This window comes from Paraburkholderia sp. SG-MS1 (genome assembly GCF_012275575.1).
Taxonomy (GTDB): Bacteria; Pseudomonadota; Gammaproteobacteria; order Burkholderiales; family Burkholderiaceae; genus Paraburkholderia.
This window is the reverse complement of the sequence record NZ_NPIH01000171.1, coordinates 1-19147: the sequence shown is the minus strand read 5'-3', so window position 1 is coordinate 19147 and position 19147 is coordinate 1. Positions and strand designations below refer to the sequence as shown.

The 19147-nt window shown below is 64.6% G+C and carries 16 protein-coding genes and 1 pseudogene; 9 read left to right on the top strand and 8 right to left on the bottom strand.

The window, feature by feature from the left end; genetic code table 11:
* Nucleotides 1–1931, top strand: a 1931-nt coding sequence (locus tag CIC12_RS13500) for an ABC transporter ATP-binding protein (RefSeq protein ID WP_168664602.1), incomplete at its 5' end; no start/stop codon positions are given.
* A gap of 258 nt (nucleotides 1932–2189) precedes the next feature.
* On the top strand, nucleotides 2190–2663 hold the full coding sequence (locus tag CIC12_RS13495) for a hypothetical protein (protein ID WP_168664601.1): 474 nt from the start codon (nucleotides 2190–2192) through the stop codon (nucleotides 2661–2663).
* Nucleotides 2664–2720: 57 nt separating this feature from the next.
* On the opposite strand, the gene CIC12_RS13490 is transcribed toward CIC12_RS13495, so the two are convergent.
* Nucleotides 2721–3566 (bottom strand): aldo/keto reductase, encoded by an 846-nt coding sequence (locus CIC12_RS13490; RefSeq protein WP_168664600.1) that lies wholly within the window; start codon nucleotides 3564–3566, stop codon nucleotides 2721–2723.
* A gap of 192 nt (nucleotides 3567–3758) precedes the next feature.
* On the opposite strand from CIC12_RS13490, the gene CIC12_RS13485 reads away from it, so the two are divergent.
* Complete coding sequence (locus CIC12_RS13485) at nucleotides 3759–4505, top strand: GntR family transcriptional regulator (protein WP_168664599.1); 747 nt, start codon at nucleotides 3759–3761, stop codon at nucleotides 4503–4505.
* A 13-nt stretch (nucleotides 4506–4518) separates the two neighbouring features.
* Here CIC12_RS13485 and CIC12_RS13480 read toward each other — a convergent pair whose 3' ends face one another.
* Nucleotides 4519–5910: a CoA transferase gene (locus CIC12_RS13480; RefSeq protein ID WP_168664598.1), complete on the bottom strand. Its 1392-nt coding sequence runs from the start codon at nucleotides 5908–5910 to the stop codon at nucleotides 4519–4521.
* A gap of 127 nt (nucleotides 5911–6037) precedes the next feature.
* Between CIC12_RS13480 and CIC12_RS13475 the strand changes: the two genes are divergently transcribed.
* A complete protein-coding gene (locus tag CIC12_RS13475; protein WP_168664597.1) occupies nucleotides 6038–7279 on the top strand; it encodes a citrate synthase family protein in 1242 nt (413 codons plus the stop codon).
* A gap of 52 nt (nucleotides 7280–7331) precedes the next feature.
* On the opposite strand, the gene CIC12_RS13470 is transcribed toward CIC12_RS13475, so the two are convergent.
* Nucleotides 7332–7637 (bottom strand): DUF2917 domain-containing protein, encoded by a 306-nt coding sequence (locus tag CIC12_RS13470; RefSeq protein ID WP_168664596.1) that lies wholly within the window; start codon nucleotides 7635–7637, stop codon nucleotides 7332–7334.
* 202 nt (nucleotides 7638–7839) lie between these two features.
* On the opposite strand from CIC12_RS13470, the pseudogene CIC12_RS13465 reads away from it, so the two are divergent.
* From CIC12_RS13465 to CIC12_RS13455, 3 genes and pseudogenes are all read left to right on the top strand, one after another.
* Nucleotides 7840–9254, top strand: a pseudogene (locus CIC12_RS13465) (aminotransferase-like domain-containing protein).
* 141 nt (nucleotides 9255–9395) lie between these two features.
* Nucleotides 9396–10856 carry a multidrug transporter subunit MdtD gene (gene mdtD, locus CIC12_RS13460; protein WP_168664595.1) on the top strand — a complete coding sequence of 487 codons (1461 nt, stop codon included), beginning with the start codon at nucleotides 9396–9398 and terminating at the stop codon, nucleotides 10854–10856.
* A 236-nt stretch (nucleotides 10857–11092) separates the two neighbouring features.
* Complete coding sequence (locus CIC12_RS13455) at nucleotides 11093–12367, top strand: EAL domain-containing protein (protein ID WP_168664603.1); 1275 nt, start codon at nucleotides 11093–11095, stop codon at nucleotides 12365–12367.
* Here CIC12_RS13455 and CIC12_RS13450 read toward each other — a convergent pair.
* Nucleotides 12323–13306 carry a sigma-70 family RNA polymerase sigma factor gene (locus CIC12_RS13450; RefSeq protein ID WP_168664594.1) on the bottom strand — a complete coding sequence of 328 codons (984 nt, stop codon included), beginning with the start codon at nucleotides 13304–13306 and terminating at the stop codon, nucleotides 12323–12325. The genes CIC12_RS13455 and CIC12_RS13450 overlap by 45 nt on opposite strands.
* Nucleotides 13307–13571: 265 nt before the next feature.
* On the opposite strand from CIC12_RS13450, the gene clpP reads away from it, so the two are divergent.
* Nucleotides 13572–14219 (top strand): ATP-dependent Clp endopeptidase proteolytic subunit ClpP, encoded by a 648-nt coding sequence (clpP, locus tag CIC12_RS13445; protein WP_168664593.1) that lies wholly within the window; start codon nucleotides 13572–13574, stop codon nucleotides 14217–14219.
* Between the two features lie 207 nt (nucleotides 14220–14426).
* On the opposite strand, the gene CIC12_RS13440 is transcribed toward clpP, so the two are convergent.
* Nucleotides 14427–14588 (bottom strand): hypothetical protein, encoded by a 162-nt coding sequence (locus CIC12_RS13440; RefSeq protein ID WP_168664592.1) that lies wholly within the window; start codon nucleotides 14586–14588, stop codon nucleotides 14427–14429.
* On the opposite strand from CIC12_RS13440, the gene CIC12_RS13435 reads away from it, so the two are divergent.
* Nucleotides 14587–16053, top strand: coding sequence for an NYN domain-containing protein (locus CIC12_RS13435; RefSeq protein ID WP_168664591.1), 1467 nt, complete (start codon nucleotides 14587–14589; stop codon nucleotides 16051–16053). The genes CIC12_RS13440 and CIC12_RS13435 overlap by 2 nt on opposite strands.
* Before the next feature lie 336 nt (nucleotides 16054–16389).
* On the opposite strand, the gene CIC12_RS13430 is transcribed toward CIC12_RS13435, so the two are convergent.
* From CIC12_RS13430 to CIC12_RS13420, 3 genes are all read right to left on the bottom strand, one after another.
* A complete protein-coding gene (locus CIC12_RS13430) occupies nucleotides 16390–16935 on the bottom strand; it encodes a glycine zipper family protein (protein ID WP_446728007.1) in 546 nt (181 codons plus the stop codon).
* Between the two features lie 965 nt (nucleotides 16936–17900).
* Complete coding sequence (gene sodB / locus CIC12_RS13425; protein WP_042321432.1) at nucleotides 17901–18479, bottom strand: superoxide dismutase [Fe]; 579 nt, start codon at nucleotides 18477–18479, stop codon at nucleotides 17901–17903.
* A gap of 219 nt (nucleotides 18480–18698) precedes the next feature.
* Nucleotides 18699–19147 (bottom strand): exodeoxyribonuclease VII large subunit (locus tag CIC12_RS13420; RefSeq protein ID WP_274597555.1); only part of this gene is annotated, 449 nt, incomplete at its 5' end.

Below are 19147 nucleotides of genomic sequence, written 5' to 3'. Positions count from 1 at the left end.
AGATCATGATCGCCGGCGCGGACGTGCACAAGCTCGATGCCGACGCGCTGCGCGAGCTGCGCGCCAACCGCATTTCCATGGTCTATCAGGATCCGGGCCGCGCATTGAATCCGTCGCTGACGATCGCGCGGCAGGTCTCCGAAGCCTTCGAAGCCGCGGGCGCCACGCGCGACGACGCATTGCACAGCGCGCTGGACATGCTTAAGCGCGTGCGCATCGCCGCGCCCGAGCGGGTGATGGACAGCTATCCTCATCAATTGTCGGGCGGCATGCAGCAGCGCGTGGTGATTGCAATGGCGCTCGCATCGAACCCCGCGCTGCTGATTCTCGACGAACCGACCACGGGGCTCGACGCCAGCGTCGAAGCGGAAGTGCTCGATCTCGTCGCGCAGTTGCGCGAGGAACTCGGCACCGCCGTGCTCTTCATCAGCCACAACCTCGCGGTAATCGGGCGAATGTGCGAGCGCGTCGGCGTACTCTACGCGGGCAAGCTGGTGGAAGAAGGCGCGACACGCGACGTCTTCACGCGGCCGCGTCATCCCTACACGGTCGGGCTGTTGCGCTGCCTGCCCACGACCGGGCGCAGCAAGGACAGCGAGCGGCTCGATACGATCGCGGGTAGTTTGCCGACACCGGGCTCGGTCACGCGAGGCTGCATTTACGCCGAGCGTTGCCGTCTCGCCGACGAGCGCTGCCACCGCGAAGCGCCGCCGCCGTACCGGCTCTCGGTCGCGCACGGCGATCAGATGTCGCGTTGCCACTACCATGAGCGCGCCATCGAACTGCCGCGCGCGACGCCGGACGCACCGGTTGAAAACCAGCGTGGCCCGGTGGACGATTCAGCGGCCACAGTCGTGCTACGCGCACGCAAACTGTCGAAGACATTCCACGTATCCGGCGCCTCGCTGCGCGCGCTCGACGACGTCTCGATCGACCTCGCTGGCGGCGAAACGCTCGGTCTCGTCGGCGAATCGGGCAGCGGCAAGACGACGCTCGCGAAACTGATGCTCGGCCTGCTCACGCCGGATGCTGGCAGCGTGCTCGAACTCGACGGCGCGCCGCTCGCCGCGCGGGTCACGCGACGCAGCGACAAGCAGGTGAAGTCGCTGCAGATCGTGTTCCAGAATCCCGACTCGGCGCTCAATCGCGCGCATTCGGTGAAGCGGCTGATCGGCCGCGCGTTGAAGCGCCTCGCCGGCTTGCGCGGCCCGGCGATCGACACCCGGCTCGGCACGTTGACGTCGGCCGTGCGTTTGCCGGAACGGTATCTCGACTCGCACACGCGGCAGTTGTCGGGAGGGCTCAAGCAGCGCGTCGCGATTGCCCGCGCGTTTGCCGGCGAGCCACGCGTCGTGGTCTGCGACGAGCCGACTTCCGCGCTCGATGTCTCCGTGCAGGCCGCGATCCTCAACCTGCTCGCCGACCTGCAACGCGAGCGCGGCGTCAGCTATGTGTTCATCTCACACGACCTGCACGTGGTGCGCTATCTCGCGGATCGCATCGCCGTGCTGTATCTCGGCAGGCTGCTGGAGATCGGGCCGGCCGCGGCGGTGTTCGATGGACCGCAACATCCTTATACCGAGGCGCTGCTGTCGTCGGTTCCCACACTCAATGCTCCCGACAAGCAGGCTCGCATCCGCCTGTCCGGCGATCTGCCGAGCGCGGTCTCGCCGCCTTCGGGCTGCGTCTTTCACACACGCTGTCCGCGCAAGCTCGGCGCGATCTGCGAGCAGCAGGATCCGCCCTTTCTCGCCGCCGATGCCAGCGGTGGCGAAGGCGACGCTGTCCCATCGGCCGCGCATCGAATCCGCTGCCATATCCCGGTCGATACGTTGCGTGCGCTGCAAAGCGCCTCACACGATTCGCTGCGCGAAGTCCCCGCCGACGACCAGTCCTCTCGCGCGCCGCAAGACGTCGGTCGCCACGAATAGCACGGCTGGATGCGGCTTTGCGCCGACGCGTTTCATTCTGGAAACGTTTTCATGCGTTTTTCATCCCACGCATCGCACATCCCCATTGCGCCCATTGCGCGCTTGCCGCCGCCCTGCAAATCGTCACGCGAACCGCCCACACGAACCGCCCGCCTCACGGCCGACAAACAAAACACGGGGCCGCGCACCAGTGTTATGGAACCATTCCGGGGCGATCGCCTCATATCAGATTCAACGTTCGATATGAGGGCCTACAACATGCAACGAAACGTTCCTCCCTCCGCGGCGCGCGCGGCCACCGGCCTGCTGATGGTTGCCGCTCTGGGCCTCGCATCGCTCGCTCATGCCCAAACACCGGCGCAATCTCCCGCCAAGCCGCTGCCGCCGACCATGTCGCAGGCGGCGCCCCCGGTCGACCCCAGCTTCTCGGCCTACACGCTCGTGCAGACGTGCAAGCAGAGAGACGACAACGCCGCGCAAGGCCAGTGCGTCGGCGCGATCCGCGGCATCATTCACGGCTATCAGTACGGTGTGCTGTTCCTCGGCCAGCGCGCGGCGCTGCCGGCCAACGAGACGCAGCGCGTGTCGCTGTGTCTGCGCGACGTACCGGTGTCGTCGATCGTCGCCGATTTCCTCGCGGATGCCGCCCAGGTCGACGACGACGCCCTCAAGCACACCCCCGCCGAAGTCGCCGTGCTGGGCTCCGTCCACATGCACCACGCCTGCACCTGAGCACGTCCGTGCGGCGGGCCGCCGTGCCACAAGCGCTCGCGGCCGCGCGCTCCCTAATTACAGCATCTCGAGCGCACGCTTGCTGCGCGGCGGTTTGAAATACGTGTCGAGAGCGGCAAGCTCGTCTGCGCTTAGCCGCAATTGCGATGCGCGATGGTTGTCGCGCACGTGCTCGACGCGGCCTGCCTTCGGAATCGCGCACACGCCCGGCTTCAGCAACACCCACGCGAGCGCCACCTGGAACACCGACACGCCGCATGCGTCGGCGATGTCGTCGAGCGGCGAGCGTTTCGGCAAGCGCGCGTGATCGACCGGGCTGTACGCCATCGCCGGCATCTTGCGCGCGGCGAGCCACGGCAGCAGATCGAATTCCGGTCCGCGGCGCGCGACGTTGTAGAGAATCTGATTGGTCGCGCACGCGTCGCCGCCCGGCGCGGCAAGCAGCTCTTCCATGTCGTCGGTGTCGAAGTTGCTGACGCCCCAATGGCGGATCTTGCCCGCCGCGCGCAACGCCTCGAACGCCTGAACGGTTTCCGCGAGCGGCACCGAGCCGCGCCAGTGCAGCAAATACAGATCGAGCCGGTCCGTTTTCAAACGCTTCAGGCTCTGCTCGCACGCGGCGATCACGCCGCGCCGGCTGGCGTTGTGCGGATAGACCTTGCTGACCAGGAACACCTGGTCTCGCAATCCGGCCAGCGCTTCGCCGAGCAGCGTTTCGGTCGCGCCGTCGCCGTACATTTCCGCGGTATCGATCAGCGTCATGCCCAGTTCGATGCCGCAGCGCAACGCAGCGATTTCCGCCGCCCGCCGCGCCGGTGCTTCGCCCATTTCCCACGTGCCCTGCCCCAGTGCCGGGATGCGTTCGCCGTCGGGCAGGCTCACGCTCGCGATATCGCTCGTCATACGAACTCCTCGAAGTGTCTGGATGCAAACCGATGTAGCGGCGCCACGGGCTGCACGCGACGCCCCTACGAAAGATCATAGCGACGAGTTTAGCGGGTCGACACGACCGCGGCCGCGGCCCAGGCAAAAGCCCGCTATAACGGGACGCGCCGATGTCATAGAATTGCCGCTTGCCTATCTTGCGTGAGCCCCATGACCTCTGCCTCGGAAGACCGCTGGCGCGACCTGCGCCCGGACCCGGAAAACGACACGCCGCTTTATCTGCAACTTGCCCGCAAGCTCGGTAGCGCCATCCACGAAAACCGCTGGAATGCCGGCGAAGCGCTGCCTTCCGAGCGCGTCCTGTCGGAAGCGCTCGGCGTATCGCGGATCACCTCGCGCAAAGCGATCGCGTTGCTGGTCGAACAGGGATTGATTCGCCGCACCCAGGGCGCGGGCAGTTTCATCACGCCGCGCTACGAAGATCCGCTGTCGCGTCTGTCGAGCTTTAGCGAAATGCTGCGGCGGCGCGGCTTCACGCCGAGTTCGAAATGGCTGTCGCGCGAAATTTCGCCAGCCAATCGCGATGAGGTGATTCAGCTTGGCCTGTCGCCGGCCGCGGCGGTGACGCGTTTGCGGCGCTTGCGGCTGGCCGACGGCATCGTGATGGCGGTGGAGAACTCCACGTTTCCGGCAGCAGTGATTCCCGACCCGCAAGCCATCGGCGATTCGCTGTACACGTTCCTGGAAAATCGCGGCCTGACGATCGTGCGTGCACTGCAGCATTTTCGCGCGGTGAACGCGAGCGAGGAGATCGCGCAACAGATGAGCATCGCGCCGAACGAGGCGCTGCTATTGATCACCCGCGTGGGCTATACCGCCGATCAGCGGGCGATCGAATTGACCGACACGTACTGCCGCAACGATTACTACGATTTTGTTGCGGAGTTGCGCAAGTAGCGCCAAATAGCCGTCACATCCACCTGGCCTCGTGCGCGCCGACCCTCACAGGCGGCAACGCGTAAAAAGCGGGCGTCTTTTCCATCTCTTCGGCCGGCTGCACCCCCAGCACCCGGCCAAACTCCGACTGCACGGTCGTGACGCAATCCCGCACGTCGTCGAGCGTGACATCGGGGGTTCGCCAGCCGTCGGGGATCTGCCCAAAAGACTGCAACCACCGCCCCGTTTGCGCGAGCGAGAGGCGCACGTGCCAGCTGCCGCCTTCGCTCGCACGCCGCGTCAACGCGACCATCGCGCCGAACGCGGCCAGATAGCCGGTTGCATGATCGAGCGCCTGACACGGCAGATGCTTCGGCTCACCGCAGCCCGCCGCCTGCCGCTCGGCAAAGGCGATGCCGCTCGCAGACTGCACGAGGCTATCGAACCCGCGACGCTGCGCCCAAGGTCCCTCGTGCCCATACGCGCACACCGACACATACACGATTCCCGGCCGCTGCCGCGCCAGTTCTTCGGGACCGAAGCCGCGCGCCGCCAGCGCCCCGGGACGATACGCCTGGAGAAACACGTCGGCGTCGCTGGCGAGGCCGCGCAAGGTCTCGCGCCCGGCCGCGTCGCGCAGATCGATGAGCGCCGAGCGCTTGCCGCGTCCGTTGTCGATGACCAGCGGTGCGATGTTCGGCAGATGCGGCCCGTTGATCATCAACACGTCCGCGCCATGATGCGCGAGCGCTCGCCCGGCCACCGGCCCCGCGATGATGCGCGACAGGTCCAGCACGCGCACTCCCGCCAGCGGCCGGTCCGCGCCGCTCGCGCGCGGCGGCTCGGCCGGTGCATCGCCGATGCGCTCGATCTCGAACAACGGCAATCCCGCAATTGCTTTCGCCGCGTCGAGTGCGGCCCATTCGTCGGGGGTGCGGATCAACGCGGCGCACAGGCCCGCGTCGGCGAGCGTCTGATCGAGCGTCGCGCCGTCCCAGCCGCGAATGGCGGCGGCCACGGCGGCGCGATCATTGCCGCAGCCGAGCACCGTCAGCACGCCCTGAAGGTGATGCGCGAAGTTCGTATGCAGTTGAATCCAGCGGCCGTCGCGTGTCTCGTAGAAACCCGTGACGGGATCGCGTAGCGCAGGCGGCGGCCCTTCGTCCACGCGCAAATAGCGTTCGCTGCGAAACGCCGCCAGCGCGCGCCGCATCTGCACCGACACATGTTGCCGGCGGCCCGTGCGCAAGCGCCAGTATTCGGCCGCCGCGAGGCCGGTCGCGGCGATGGTCGCCGACGCGAGACTGCCCACCCGATAAATCGACGGCAAGCCGGGGTCCGCACCGCTTAGGGACACCGAGCGCAGTGCAGTCGGGTCGCATCCGGCGACGGTCCAGATATGTTTGAGAGCGAGTTCGGGCGTCATGGCGTTCGTACCGGAGCAGGTGGAAGTGAACCGCGAAGTGACCCGAGTCTAGAATTCCGATCCCCCGCAATCAATCTTGATTATGATAATCAATATATATTGATTTCTTCGGTTTCTCCGCTTTTCCATGCCAACCACCGCTTTCCTGAGCGCCACCGAAGCCGCCGCCACGCTCGGCATCAGCTTGCCTACGCTATATGCGTACGTGAGCCGCGGCATGCTGAGTTCGTCGCCGGATGCGCAAGGCAAGAACCGGCTCTACGCCGCCGCCGAGGTGCGCCGCCTGGCACGTCGCAAGGCGGACGGCAAGCGCGCCGGCAAGGTCGCGCAGAAGGTGCTGGACTGGGGCGTGCCGGTGCTCGAATCGTCGATCACGCTGGTCGCCGACGGCCGTCTGCTGTATCGCGGCCACGATGCGATGGAACTGGCGCGCACGGCGTCGCTCGAGGACATGGCGGCCTTGCTGTGGGAATGCAGCGCGCGGCGCATCGCCGAGGCGCCCGCCGTGCCGCTCGCTGCCGCGCAATGGGCCGCGTGGCTCAAACTTTGGAGCGACAGCACGCCGCTCGATCGCGCGCTCGTGCTGCTGCCGGCCGCCGCTGCGCAAATGCCGCGCGTGTGGGCGCTCGGCCGCGATGCGCAACTCGATACCGCCTGCGCCGTCATGCGGCTGCTGGCCGCCGCGATGATCTCGGCAGCGCCGTCGAACGAGGCGCTGCACCGGCAGCTCGCTTGCGCGTGGCAGGTGCGCAACCGGCCGCAGGCCGGGCTGCTACGCGCGGCGCTGGTCGCCTGCGCGGATCACGAACTGAACGCGTCGACCTTCACGGTCCGCTGTATCACGTCGACGGGAACGCACCTGTTCGGCGCGGTGGCGGGAGGACTCGCGGCGCTCGCCGGCCCGCGTCATGGCGGTGAGACTGTGCGGATCGCCGCGCTGCTCGAAGAAGCGTCGCGCGCGCCCGATCTCGATCGCTATCTGGCGAACCGCCTCACGCGCGACGAAGCCGGCGCGCACGGGCCGGTGCTGTCGGGCTTCGGCCATCCGCTTTATCCGGATGGCGATCCGCGCGCACGGCTGCTGTTACGGATGCTTGCCGACTGCGCGCCAGCGCGCTCACCGCTCGGTGACGTGCTGCGGCTGGCGCGCACGGTGCGTGACACGACCGGCGCCGAGCCGACCGTCGACTTCGCGCTCGCCGCGATCGAGCGCGTGCTGGATCTGCCGGACGGCGCCGCGTTCACGCTATTCGCGGTGGGACGGGTGGTCGGCTGGATCGCCCATGCGATGGAACAGACACGCGATGGCCGGTTGATCCGGCCGCGGGCGCGGTACATCGGCGAATATGACGCGACGGGCCTGGACTGAGGATCGAGGAACGGGTCGACCGACGGCTCAGCCGACGCTCGCCAACGCGTTCTCAGGCCACGCCAAGCCAGCGAGGCAAGCGGCCGAACACAGGCAGACTCAGCCCCGGCTTCGGCGCGACCTGCTCGGAGCCGCTCGCCAGTGAAAAGCGGGCGCCGCCCTGGCCCGCGCTGATCCACGCGAGCGCCCGGCGCGGCAGCTCGACTGACTCGCCAGCAGCGAGCCAGTGATCCTCGCTTCTGCCTTCGACGGTCAGCCAGATTTCGCCCGAGAGCACCTTGAAGGTCGACGGACGCGCGACGCGCCAGGCCGCCACGGGTTCGCCCTGTTCCAATTCGAAAATCCGCACTTCACGCATCGCCGCTCTCCTTCAAAGAACTTTTCTGTTGTACCGATTATTGACGTGCGATGATCGGATACCCATGCACAGTTCCGAACACTTTCAGTGGAACTGTTCAGTCGAAAAACCGGACAGTTGGGCGACTGATGCGTCGTGAATCAGGCGCTTGGGCAGTTGGCGCACCAGGCACCGCGTCATCCGGTTCGAAGGAAGCAAGCGCATGAAACTCGAAATCCAGCTCGATCGCGATAACGGCGTGCCGCTCACCGAGCAGATCGTCGCAGGCGTCACCGCGTGGATCCGCTCGCGCACGGCGCATCCCGGCTCGAAGCTGCCGTCGATCCGCCAGCTCGCCGCCGACTTCGGCGTGAGCCGGTTTCCGGTGATCGAGGCGTATGACCGGCTAGTGTCGCTCGGCTATGTCGATTCGCGCCATGGTTCCGGCTTTTATGTCGCCGACCGTCAGCGGTCGCGACGCGTTGTCAGGGTGCCTCGGACCCGCGCCGCGCCGAAGACGAATCGGGACATTTACTGCAGCAGTTCAACCATCCCGGCGAGACGCTCAAGCTCGGCAGCGGTTTCATCCCGGAAAGCTGGCGTGACACGGACAGCCTCGCGCAAGCGATCCGCCACGTGTCGCGCACCGACCGGCAGAGCATGGTCGATTACGCGACGCCGCTCGGCAACCTGACTTTGCGCGAGCATCTGCAAAGCCGCATTGGACAGTTGGGAATTCAGGCAGACGCGTCGCAGATTTTGATCACCAACGGCGCGAGCCAGGCGCTCGATCTGCTGATGCGTTACATGCTCAAGCCCGGCGATACGATTTTTGTCGAAGACCCAGGCTACTACAACCTGTACGGCCTGCTAAAGCTGCACGGCGTGAAGCTGATCGGTATTCCGCGCACTCGCAACGGTCCTGACCTCGACGTCATGCAGGAGCAGCTGAAGTCACATCGGCCGAGGCTGCTGTTCATCAACACCGTGTTCCACAACCCGACCGGCACCACGGTCGCGCCGCAAGTGGCCTTCCGGCTGCTGCAGCTGGCGCGCGAGCATGGCTTCTCGATCATCGAGGACGACATTTACGCCGACTTCCAGACCGAGCTCACCGACCGCCTCGCCACCCTCGATCAACTCGAACACGTGATCTACGTGGGTGGGCTGTCGAAGACACTCTCGTCGTCGCTGCGGATCGGCTGCGTGGTGGCGAGCCATGCGATCATCAAGGATCTGGTCGACATCAAGATGCTGACGAGTATTGGTTGCTCGCGCTTTGCGGAAGCGGTCGCGGTGTCGCTGCTGGAGCGCGGCGCGTATCGGAAATATCTGGAACGCATGCGTCGCCGCATGCGTGACGCGCTGGGTTCGACGATCCAGACACTCGAAGACGCGGGCTGGGAGATTTTCGAAAAGCCGGTGGGTGGCAAGTTCGTGTGGGCGCGCGTGCCGCATGTCGCCGATGCCGAACGGCTGGTGGCATGCGGTGCGCCGCTTGGGGTGACGGTGGTGCCGGGCAGCTACTTCCGGCCGAATATGGAGACGAGTCCGTGGATCAGGATTCATGTGGCGTTTGGTAATGAGCCGCGGGCGCAGGCGTTTTTTCATGCGGCGGCGGCGCTGGAGGGGGCCTGAGCATCCGCCTCCTCCCACGTCCCGAGGCCAGGTCTCAACGCCTCGCGCCCACCACGCGCACTCCTCCTTGGGCTGCGCTGTACTCGACTTTTCCCTAGAATAGCGAGTCCCCAGCCTGTCCTGCGCGCCCAGCCGCCCTCCATGTCCACGACGCCGACTCCGCCCGCCTCCGCTGTCAACGCCCCCTCGGGACCTTCGGCCCGCTCCCTCACCGTGATGCTGTGGCTCGTCGCCACCGGCTTCTTCATGCAGACGCTCGACTCGACCATCGTCAACACCGCGCTCCCCGCGATGGCGACGAGCCTCGGCGAGTTGCCGCTGCGCATGCAATCGGTAGTGATCGCCTATTCACTGACGATGGCGGTGATGATTCCGGTGTCCGGCTGGCTCGCGGACAAACTCGGCACGCGGCGCGTGTTCTTCAGCGCGATCCTCGTGTTCGCGGTCGGCTCGCTGCTGTGCGCGAACGCGCACACGCTGAATCAGCTGGTGTTCTTCCGCATCATGCAGGGCGTGGGCGGCGCGATGCTGCTGCCGGTCGGACGACTCGCTGTGCTGCGCACCTTTCCGGCGGAACGTTACCTGGCGGCGCTGTCGTTCGTCGCGATTCCTGGGCTGATCGGACCGCTGATCGGTCCTACGCTCGGCGGCTGGCTCGTGAAAATCGCTTCCTGGCACTGGATCTTTCTGATCAACGTACCGGTGGGGATCGTGGGCTGCATCGCCACATTCATCTTCATGCCGGATAGCCGCAACGAACACACCGGCAAGTTCGACATGAAAGGCTACCTGCTGCTAATCGTCGGCATGGTGGCAATTTCCTTCGCGCTCGACGGGCGCACCGAGTTCGGCATTCAGCACGCAACGGTGCTGGTGCTGCTGATCCTGAGCCTCGCCTGTTTCGTCGCCTACGCGTTGCATGCAGTGCGCGAACCCGCGCCCATCTTCCCGCTCGACCTTTTCAAGATCCACACGTTCAGCGTCGGCCTGCTCGGCAATCTGTTCGCCCGGATCGGCAGCGGTTCGATGCCCTACCTGATCCCTCTGCTGTTGCAGGTGAGCCTCGGGTACAGCGCATTCGAAGCCGGCCTGATGATGCTGCCGGTGGCCGCAGCGGGCATGGCATCCAAACGCCTCGTGACGAAGCTGATCGTTCAATACAGCTACCGGCGCGTGTTGATCGTCAACACGGTACTGGTTGGCCTGGTCATGGCGAGTTTCGCACTGACCAGCGCGAATCAGCCGCTGTGGCTGCGGCTCGTGCAACTGGCAGTCTTCGGTGCCGTCAACTCGATACAGTTCACCGCGATGAACACGCTGACGCTCAAGGACCTGGGCACTGGCGGTGCGAGCAGCGGCAACAGCCTGTTTTCGCTCGTTCAGATGCTGTCGATGAGTCTCGGCGTGACCGTTGCCGGCGCCCTGCTCGCGACCTTCACCGGCCTGTTGCAGCGGGTGACCGCGATCAACTCGCTACCCGCGTTTCATGCGACGTTCCTGTGTGTCGGCATCATCACCGCCTGCTCGTCGTGGATCTTCGCGCAACTTTCGCCGGACATCCGCACGCCAGCGAAAAAGACCGATCCGTCAGAGCGGACGTGACATGCATCGCGCCCGTCGCCGACCCGCAACGGGGCGCAACCCGCACCAGCGAAGTGCGACGCGCCGCGTTCGCACCCGCGCTGGCGCACAATCGTCTTATCAGAACGTGGCTGCGACACGCGCAGGCTGAGTTTGCGCATGCGCATAGTTCTTGCTCGCCTATCCTGTAAACTCTCGTTTTGCGCGCGTATTCGTCACGAGCCGCAGCGCGCCGCCAACTCCATACGACCGACATGATGAGCATGATCGAACTCGATCCTCCCGGCTTCCAGCCGCCGCGCCCGATGGCCGGCGACGAAGGCTCCCGGCGCACCGTCCTGTATGGCGGCTACACCGTCTTCAGCGTGTTTCAGCCGGTCTTCTCGGTGTCGCACCGGCGCGCGATCGGCTACCATGCGTCGCTGCGGGCACACGACGAACATGCGCAGCAAGTGCCTTCCCACGAGGTTTTCACACAGGCCGCGCGGCGCGGCGATCTGCTGGAGCTCGGCCGGTTGGCCGAATCGCTACATCTCGGCAACTTCAACGCGTTCGACAGCCACGATGAGTGGCTCTTCCTGAGCCTGCACCCGGCCGCACTGATGGACACCAGCTACGGCGATGCGTTGCTGGCGGGCCTCAAGGCGCTCGGCCTGCCGCCGCAACGTGTGGTGCTCGAAGTGTCCGAACAGGCCGGCGGGGAAACCACGCGCTTTGCCGAAATCATCGACTCGTTGCGCAAATCCGGTTTCCTGATCGCGCTCGACGGTTTCGGCGCGAAACATTCGAACATCGACCGCGTGTGGAATCTGCGTCCGGACATCGTCACACTCGACCGTTGCATCCTCGCGCAAGCCAGCGAGCACTCGCATATCGAACGCGTGCTGCCGGGCCTCGTCTCGCTGCTGCACGAGTCTGGGCAACTGGTGCTGATGGGCGGCCTAAGCACCGAGCGCGACGCATTGATCGCGCTCGAATGCAACGTGGACTTCGTGCAAGGCGCGTTCTTCGCGGGCCCGAGCGTCGAGCCGGTCAAGCCGCAAGCCGCCGCCGGTCTGATGGACTCGCTCTCGGCCGCGTTGCGCGAGCGCGTCACCGCACGCCAACGCGCACAATCCGCGCGGCTCGCACCCTACGTCACGGCGCTGGAGACAGCCGCCGCACAACTGATGGCCGGTGAGTCGATCGCTCACGCCACCGCCCCATTGCTGTTGCTCGGAGAAACCGCGCGCTGCTTCGTGCTCGACGGTTCGGGTCGGCAGATCGGCGACAACGTGCTGCCGCCCGGGCGCACGTCGCAACGCGCGAAGCGCTTCCGGCCGCTGTTGCATTCGGAAGGCGCTAGTTGGGAACGCCGGCCGTACTTTATCCAGGCGATGCGCGTGCCCGGCCAGGTGCATCTCACGCCGCCTTATCTGTCGATCAACGAAGCGCATCTCTGTGTCACCGCCTCAATCGCGGCGCATACGCCGCATGGCACACAGGTGCTATGCGTCGATATCAACTGGGAACTCGCGGCGCATCGCAACTGAAGGCGCCGCGTACCGCCGGATGCGCGAGAGCAACTGCGCGACGGCGGCACGGCCCAGCACCCGGTTGGCAGCTTGCAAACGCGTGGCGCTGGTCACGATGCGCAGTGCGATGATCTTTGTCGAGCCATCCGCCACGCCGTTTGTCCACACGTCGAGCACGCCGACGACGTCGCCTTCCAAGAACAGGGCGACACACATGTTTCCTTCGATCGACACCACCTCGGCATTGCTCGCCTGCTGCGCGAGCGACGTGACCGTGTCCACCCACTCTGCCGGTGCCGGCTCGCGTGCGCGTACAGGCGCACACACGGGCGCGTCGCTGACAACGTCAGGTGTGTCGCTGAAGAGCCGCAGCAGTCCGGTCCGATCCTGCGCCTCGAGCGCCGTGCGCAAACGCTCGACGATGCGCGCATGCGCGACAGGGTCGGTCCGCTCCAACGGCGCACCCGCGCGCTGCAAACGCGCCTTGGCCCGGTGGACGATCTGCCGGCAACTCGCCGGTGTGCGCTCGAGAATTTTTCCAATCTCCGCATAGTCGCAATCGAAGGCCTCGTGCAACACGAACGCCGCGCGTTCGTCGGGCTTCAGGCGTTCGAGCAGCAGCATCACGCCGTAGGACATTTCCGCCGCCCGCAACGCGAGTTCTTCCGCCGACGGCGCCATCTCGTCAAGCCACGGTTCCGGCAGCCAGCCCGCAGCTTGCAAGCGTTCGCGTTGCACGTGCCGCAGGCGGTCGATCGCCGTGCGCGTGACGATCGTGGTGAGCCAGGCGGCCGGCGTTTGCACCGCGCGCGTATCTGCCAGCTGCCATTTGAGCCAGACGTCCTGCACCACGTCTTCCGCTTCGGCGCGGCTGCCGAGCATCCGGTACGCCAGCGCGAGCAGGCGGGCGCGCACGGCCTCGAAACTGGATGCCTTATTGATTCCTTGTTCCGTCATACGTAGACCTCCGGATCGTGCGTGGTGAAAATGCGCGCCTCACTTGCCTGCGGGATTGTCGAGGCGCTCGCCATAGTCTGCATTCTTTCCAGCTTGACGCCCGAGCACATGCCGATGTGACAGCACGGCGCAAAAATATTCCTGTCACGCGGCCACGGGCTGCATCGTCAAATGAGCAACAACCGGCGCGTGGCGCGCGGTTTGTGAACCGGCCGCAATCGGCATCATCGGCTATCCGTGCCGCACCGCCAATTACAGGACACCTATGCACTCGCCCCATCCATCCGTCACCGGTCTCGGCCTCGTTCCCACTGTGATTGAACAATCGGGGCGCGGCGAGCGTGCCTACGACATCTACTCCCGCTTGCTGCGCGAGCGCATCGTGTTTCTGGTCGGGCCGGTCAACGAACAGTCAGCCAGTCTGATTGTCGCCCAGTTGCTGTTTCTGGAATCCGAAAATCCCGACAAGGATATTTCCTTTTATATCAACTCGCCGGGCGGCTCCGTGTACGACGGCCTCGCGATATACGACACCATGCAGTTCATCATGCCCGAGGTGTCGACGTTGTGTACCGGCTTTGCCGCGAGCATGGGAACGTTCCTGCTGAGCGCCGGCCAGCGCGGCAAGCGGTATGCGTTGCCGAACGCGCGCATCATGATTCACCAGCCCTCCGGCGGCAGCCAGGGCACGGCGGCGGACGTCGAGATTCAGGCGAAGGAAGTGCTGTATCTGCGAGCGCGTCTGAACGCCATCACGGCCGAGCGCACGGGGCGCAGCATCGAGGAAATCGTGCGCGACACGGACCGCGACAATTTCATGTCGGCGCATGAAGCCAAGGGGTATGGCTTGATCGACAGCGTGCTGGAAACGCGCGCAGGGCTGGGCGAAATGGTACGGCGGCATGACATGTAGCGGCGCCAACCCGTTACCCTTCCGGCTTTCATCCAACACTTCCAGAGTCAAAACTTATTCGGCGTCCTCTCGCATTTCCGCCAGGATGAAGGCGCCCCGTTCACAGCCGGCCCGAGCGCGCAGAGCAACTGTCCAATTCATACACCCAAACTCAATCGCCATTAATCCTTTGCGCTCAACTCGATCGAACACCACGCGCGCTCCTCGTTACACAAGCAGGGGCCTGGCGTCCGCCCTGACCGCTCGTGCGCCCTCGTTTTTACTGTCGCCGTCGGTGCGGCGAGAACACAAAAGCTGCTCACCTTCGCTGGAATCGCTATCATGGTCGCGATCGTCGAATTCGACGATCGCTTCAATGGAGATATACATGGCGTCATCCAACGAAAACGTCAGCATGGCGCTCTTCTGCGACTTCGAGAACGTCGCGCTCGGCGTGCGCGACGCAAAGTACGACAAGTTCGATATCAAGCTGGTGCTCGAACGTCTGCTGCTCAAGGGCAGCATTGTCGTCAAGAAGGCGTATTGCGACTGGGATCGCTACAAGAGCTTCAAAGGCGCGATGCATGAGGCCAATTTCGAGTTGATCGAGATTCCGCACGTGCGCCAATCGGGCAAGAATTCCGCGGATATCCGGCTCGTGGTCGACGCGCTCGACCTTTGCTATACGAAATCGCACGTCAATACGTTCGTCATCATCAGTGGCGATTCGGATTTTTCGCCACTGGTGTCGAAGCTGCGGGAGAACGCCAAGCAGGTGATCGGCGTTGGCGTACAGCAATCCACGTCCGACCTGCTGATCGCTAACTGCGACGAGTTCTTCTTTTACGACGACCTCGTGCGCGAAAGTCAGCGTGCGGTCGCGAAGCGCGAGTCGGCACGCCCGCAGCAAAACGCTCAGCAGACGGCCAAACGCGCGCCCGATGAAGAAAAGAGCCGGCAGAAGGAAGACCTGGAAAAACGCCGTACAAAGGCAGTCGAAATCGCGGTGCAAACCTTCGATGCGCTCGCGTCCGAACGTGGCGACAGCGGCAAGATCTGGGCATCGGTATTGAAGAACGCAATCAAGCGCCGCAAACCGGATTTCAACGAGACGTACTACGGTTTTCGCGCGTTCGGCAATCTGCTGGAAGAAGCGCATGCGCGTGGACTGCTCGAATTTGGCCGCGATGAAAAGTCCGGGGCGTACGTGTATCGCAGCACGGCGGCGGGCGCGGCCGGCGAAAGCGTGAATGAGCCTGGCGAATCAGAATCGGCCGAACAGTTGTATGAGACGCAGGTTGCTGAAACGTCGGGTGCTGTTATCGAGCCAGCGGGCAAGCACGAGTCGCGTCGCAGGGGCCGGGGCAATCGCAAGTCGGCACGTGGCCAGCAAGAAACCGCTCAGGAAGAGCGAGCCACCGTTGAGCAAGCAGGTCACGCGCAAGCGTGGGAGGACGAGCCACAGGCAGGCGAGCCAGTGCAGCATCAGGCGCCGTTGGCCAGTGCGCCACATGTGGAACGGCCGGAAGCCACGCCAGAAGCCACTTTGGTGGAACCGCCGCGCAACGCTGCAGCGCCGGATGCGGTCGGCGGCAATGAAGACACCCCGGAAGCGGACGGCAATCAGACGGAGCGTCGCAAGACACGCGCGCCGCGCAAGACCGCCGCGAAGAAAGCAAAGAAAAGCACGCTGCGAACGATCGATGACGTACCCGAGATCGCCGCGCCAGCTGAAGCGCGAGCACCGGTTTCGGACACCGAGCAAGCTCCCGTGGCCGCGCGGAAGGCGGCGCGCAAGGCCGCGCCGCGTAGCCGTCGTCCACGTAAGACAGCGGCGACGAGCGACACGGAGTAAGCGCGGATGCAATGGAACATCCTGTGTGTTACGCACAAGCCCCTGCTCATAATGAGCAGGGGCTTTGCAACGCAGATATCCCGACGAGCCACGCACACACTCGCTGTCTCATACCCGGATCGAAGAGCGGCTTGCGGTCTCTGCCTCTTCGCCGCGCCGTCGCTCGGTGCGCGACCGCTCCGCGCGTCGAGTGCACGAAAGCGGACCGCGTCTTTACAACAGAAATCGCGAGATCTGGGAGCGGTGACCGCCTGGCATCGTCACCGTTGAAGACAGTCGGTGTCAACGGCTGAAGGTGCCGTCGAACCACCGTCAATAACACCCGGCACAACGAGTTCAGTAGTACGGATAAGGTGCATACATCACCGGCGGCGGTGCGACGTACCCCGGCGGTGGCGCATAGTATGGTTGCGGCGCGACATATACCGGTTGCGGCGCGGCGTAATAAGGTCGAGGCTGCGCGATCGTGTCACCCTTCGAGGTCATGCACTGCGCGTAAGCGGCGTCATAGTGCGCCTGTAAGCCGGCTGCGGAATACTCCGCGCTGTTGGCGCCGTTCGCGCCGCCGATCAGCAGTCCGCTGCCCGCCCCAATCGCAGCGCCCGCGCCTGCATTGCCGGCCGCCGCACCGAGCAGCGCGCCGACCGCCGCGCCGCCGAAAGTGCCCAGCGCCGCGCTGTTCACGCTATTCGTGGTGGCCGCCTGCGCCGCCCCGGACGAGTTGGTGGAACGATTCGCGTAGTCGCGGCACGCATAGTCGTTCTGCTGGAACTGCTCGAGCGATTCGCCGCTGTGCGGCAGCGCGACAATGCTCGGGCCGCTAGGCGGCATCACCGCGCACCCGCCGAGTGCGAGTGCAACAATGGCGGTGGGTATCGCCATACTTATCGATTGAGTGCTGAACATCATGCAGTGCGTTTCGAATATGGGAATTCAGACGTTAAGCCAATCGGCGCGATCCATGGTTACCGGATAGTTACAGAAAGTTTTCGCCAAGCCGTGCGCCGCGGCCGGTGAATCTAAAGGTGCCTCACATCGTGCACGGCGTCGCCGGCGTCAAATCGGGTCACGCTTGTTAGCGCGCGGCAATCAAATTTCGCATTGGACCGCCTGGATTCGTGTGCACGCGAGCGCGCATATCAGCTTCCGCAAGACTCGGTCCCGGGGACGCGCGGGGCTTGACTATACGCGCTGTCGCGGCGTGCGGCTATCGTTGCGTGTCCACAAAAGGAAGGATGACTCAATAAACCGTCTGGCTTTGGCCGTGGACATGGCTTGCGCCGTGGGTGCATCGTCCGTCTTCGCGCAGTGGACTCGAACCTGCCCGCTGATGCGACCCAGCAGCCGGCCACGACCTTGTCGAGCGCGGCCATCGCGCAGAATTTTCAGTCCGTGAACCATCCGCCGCCACATCCCGCGCCCGCGAGTTCGGTGGGACGTCTGGCGGCGCTCGCGGCCATCGGCATTGACATATGTCAAGCAATTCGGATGGCGGCAGGGGAGCATCGAGTTTTCGCAAGGCCGGAAAGACTCATGTGATGCACCTCGTTGAGGCGCTGCGTCGCCGTTAGTCACTGTGACAAAAACACGTTTTCAGCGGAGGCTTGAAAGTGGCAATCGCGCTGGTTAAATTAACGATCGCCGAAATCAGTCAATTACCGAGCGGGCGTTGACGCTCCTTTGATCGAGCACGCCCTCTCAGTCATTCCAACGCCCGAGAAAAAGAAAAGCCCTCACACCGGAGGGCTCTCTTACTTTTTGCAACAGTTGCCAATGCTATGACGTTATCGAATTCACCGAATCCGGGCAGCGATACGATCCTTACCGTCACGCGACAACAGGCAATCTCAGGCGAAGTTCTTCGACGCGAATTCCCAGTTGACGATGTTCCAGTACGCTTCGACGAACTTCGGACGCGCATTGCGGTAGTCGATGTAGTACGCGTGTTCCCACACGTCGATCGTCAGCAGTGCTTTGGCATCCGTGGTCAGCGGTGTAGCGGCGTTGCTCGTCGACACGAGGTCGAGCGAACCGTCAGCCTTCTTCACGAGCCATGCCCAGCCCGAGCCGAACGTGCCAACTGCGGTCTTCGCGAATTCTTCCTTGAACTTGTCGAACGAACCCCACTTGGCGTTGATCGCGTCAGCCAGCGCACCGGTCGGTGCACCGCCACCTTGCGGCGAGAGGCTGTTCCAGAAGAACGTGTGATTCCACACTTGAGCCGAGTTGTTGAACACGCCACCCGACGACTTCTTGACGATCTCTTCCAGCGACAGGTTTTCGAACTCCGTGCCCTTGATCAGATTGTTCAGGTTGGTCACATAGGTCTGGTGATGCTTGCCGTAGTGAAACTCGAGCGTCTCTTCCGACATGTGCGGAGCGAGTGCGTTTTTCGCGAACGGCAGCGGCGGGAGCGTATGTTCCATGGTGCTTTCCTTCTGTCTGTATCTGTTGTGGGGGAGTCTGCGGATAACGCTTGAGAGCACTCGATTGTAGGCGAGTTGGAATAACCCCGCAAACCAACGGACTTTACGCCCGGCAGCGGAAAAGAGGCCGCGCGCGCAGCGTCACCCGTGTGATCGCATGGCGCGTGCCCGGCTCTTCCGCACGCTGCAAGGCCGGCTGTCGCGCGTGTCGGCGAAGTGTCAGAAACCGTCGGTGAGACGCGCTTGCACGTCGGCCAGTGCGATGTCTGCCGAGCCTTCGGCGAGATGGACGGTCAGGCGCCGCCCCGGTCGCAACGACGACGGCGCGCGCACCGCGCGCCCGCTCTGCGCGTCGATCATCGCGGCATAACCGCGTTCCAGCGTGCGCTGCGGACTCAGAAGTTCGAGCCGTACGGCTAGCGTGTCGATGCGCGCGACCCGGCGCTCATGCTGGCGCACCAAGGCCGCGTCCAGACGTTGCGCAAGATTGCCGAGCTTCGTCCGCTGCGCGGCGAGATCCGGACGCCAACGCTGCCAGCGCATCTGCAGTAGCGAAAAACGCGCTCGCGCGTCACGCACCGGACGCGCGCCGGCCGACGCGAGCCGCACACTCAGTTGCTGCAGATGCGTGCGTTGCCGCGTGAGCCGCTCAGCAGGCGACACGAGAC